Annotated in this window: 3 protein-coding genes; all 3 read right to left on the minus strand. The window is 73.0% G+C overall.

What is annotated here, in order from left to right; all coding sequences use genetic code 11:
* Positions 1-328 (minus strand): hypothetical protein (locus ACTS11_RS08295; protein WP_442639855.1); only part of this gene is annotated, 328 nt, incomplete at its 3' end.
* A 166-nt stretch (positions 329-494) separates the two neighbouring features.
* Positions 495-923: a hypothetical protein gene (locus ACTS11_RS08300; protein WP_442639856.1), complete on the minus strand. Its 429-nt coding sequence runs from the start codon at positions 921-923 to the stop codon at positions 495-497.
* Between the two features lie 423 nt (positions 924-1346).
* The coding region (locus tag ACTS11_RS08305) for a sensor histidine kinase (RefSeq protein WP_442639857.1) at positions 1347-2470 on the minus strand (1124 nt) is incomplete at its 5' end.

Consider the following 2470-nt stretch of genomic DNA (forward strand, 5'->3'; position numbering starts at 1 on the left):
CGCGCATGGTGCGCGCCGCCTGGTCGAGCTGTTCGGCCACGCGGTCGGTCGCCGCGCGCGCGAAGCTGTCCTCGCCGAAGGCCTCGCCCGCCTCGCGCATCTGCCCGGCGGTGTCGTGCGCCGTCCCGGCGGCCGTCTCGCGGGCGCGGCGCGCCTCGTCTCCGGCGCGGTCGCGGGCGGTGTCGAGCATGGACTTGTCGGAGGTCCCGCCCTTGCCCCCGTCATCGGGGCGGTCGGGCGTGGGCGCGACGGTGCGGCGCTCGGGCGGTGCGCCCTGCTCGCGCTTCGTGTCTGCCTGGCCTGCGGTCTTGTGGTCGGTGTCTGCCATTCCTCTGGCCTCCTCTGCGCCGGGTCCGGGGGCGTTTCCCGCTGCCGGCATCCTGGTTCCTGCGTCCCCTCGGGCTCGCCTCGGGGCCGCGTCGTCCTGCAAACGGGCCAGAGGCGCGTTGGTTCCGTCCCGGGGCTGCGTCTTGCGGGGTGTCTTCGGGGGTCGGTCAGGCGCCCCGCAGCGCCTCGAGCTGCGAGCGCAGGATATCGCGCTGCCGGCCGAGCATGCCGAGCACGTCGTCCTTGCCGCGCGACGCCTCGATCGCGTCGTCGTAGGCTTCGACCAGCCGCGCCTCGCGGTCGATCAGATGCGCCATGTCGAAGCCGCCGAGCCGCTCGGGGGCGCCCTCGGCGGAGCGGACGGCGGTGCGCACCGCGCCCATGGTGGCATTGTCCTCGGGCCGGCCGCCCATGGCTTCGATCAGGGTGAGCAGGTCGGCCGCGTGGCGCATGTGGACCGCGCGGAGCCGGTCGGCGATGCCGCCGATCCCGTCTTCCCTGCCCGCCGATCCTTCTTCGTAGGCGCGTATCGTGTCGGCGAGCTCGCCCTCGAGCTGCGACAGGGCGGCGGTGGTGTCGTGGGTGTCGACCGGCATTATTCGTCCTTTCCGTGTCCTCTCGGGCGGTCTCCGGCGACCAACCTGCGCGCCGCGCGGCGGGTTCCGGTCGGTTGTGACAGGGGTGGGAAACGGGGCTTGGAAACGGGCCGGAGAAGGGGGCGGAAATCTTTTTCGGGCGCGTGGAACCGGGCGAGGGTCGGCAAGTTCTTCCCATGTCGATGCAGCTTGTCCCTCGGCATCGGCACGCGGTCGGCCGCACGCACTGGCGGCCGGTCGCGAGACGTTACTCCCCCTGTGGCCGAGAGCTTCGCGCTCTCGGCCATTTTCTTGTCTGGCCCCGTGGCCGGGAGCTTCGCGCTCCCGGCCATTTTCTTGTCTGGCCCCGTGGCCGGGAGCTTCGCGCTCTCGGCCGCCTTCTCGCGCGAAAGGGCGCGGGCCGCCGAAGCCGCGTTTGGGGGGTCAGGCGGGCGGGTGGTCCGGGCTTCTGCCGGGGAACACGAGTTCGAGCCGGTATTCCCCGGCGTCCTTCTCGACGGAGAGCGTGCCCGCGAGCTGCCCCGCGAAGGCCTCGATCAGGCGGGAGCCGAGGCTCGCGTCCGCGCCCTCGCCCGGCGCCCGGGCGGGGTCGCGGGTGTTGCAGACCGCGAGCCTGACCTCGCCGCCTTCCGTGCGCTCGAGGTCCACGGCGATGCGGGACTGCGCGCCGGGCGCCGCGCCGAGGTGGCGCGCGGCATTCGTCACCGCCTCCGTCGCGAGGAGCGAGAGCGGCACGGTCCGGTCGGGGTCGAGATCGACCGGGGCGAGCGATACGCGGACGTCCACCCGGTGCCTGCGGGGCAGGGCGGCGTCGAGCACGTCCCGGACGATCTCGGCGAGAAGGAGGTCCGCGCGCACACAGTCCACCCGGTCTCCGGAATAGAGCGCCTTGTGGATCCTGGAGAGCGTCATGACGCGGTCCTGCACCCGGCCGAGGACGCCCCGCGCCTCGGGCGTGGCGACGCCCCGGATCTGCATGTTCAGGATCGAGGCGATGAGCTGGAGGTTGTTCTTCACCCGGTGATGGACCTCGCGCAGGAGCAGGCGCTGCTCGGCGACGTTCTCCTCCAGCCGCTCGCGGTCGGCGGCGATGCGCTCCATCATCTCGTTGAAACGGGCGGAGAGCAGGCGGAACTCGTGCGGCGCGTCCGGGCGCACCTCGAGGTGCGTCTCCCGCGCGCCGGAGCGGTAGCGGCGCATCCGGTCCGAGAGCGCGCGGAGGTTGCGCAAGACGAGGCTGTCGACGGCGAGATAGGCGACGACGAGGCTCGCCGCCCACATCAGGAACGGGAAGGCCGGCGCGACGCTGCCGCCGAGAAAGCCGATCGCGCGCGGGGGCGTGTCGCCGTTCCAGAGGCCGACGACGTAGATCCAGTCGTCGATGAGGGGCACGATGGCGGCGGGGTGGGTCCGGCCCTGTCCGTCGTCGCCCGCGACCAGCCGGCCCTCGGCGGGGATGTCGAGCAGTTCGGGCCGGAGCATGACGGACTGGAACGGACCCGACTCGGCCAGTCCGGTGCTCGCGGCGAGGATGTCGCCGTCCTGCG

It is taken from the genome of Roseicyclus sp., assembly GCF_052168335.1.
Taxonomy (GTDB): Bacteria; Pseudomonadota; Alphaproteobacteria; order Rhodobacterales; family Rhodobacteraceae; genus Roseibacterium.

Excerpts from the sequence above, each read along its gene's own strand:
- ACTS11_RS08300 (WP_442639856.1), bottom strand. The coding sequence starts at position 923 with ATGCCGGTCGACACCCACGACACCACCGCCGCCCTGTCGCAGCTCGAG.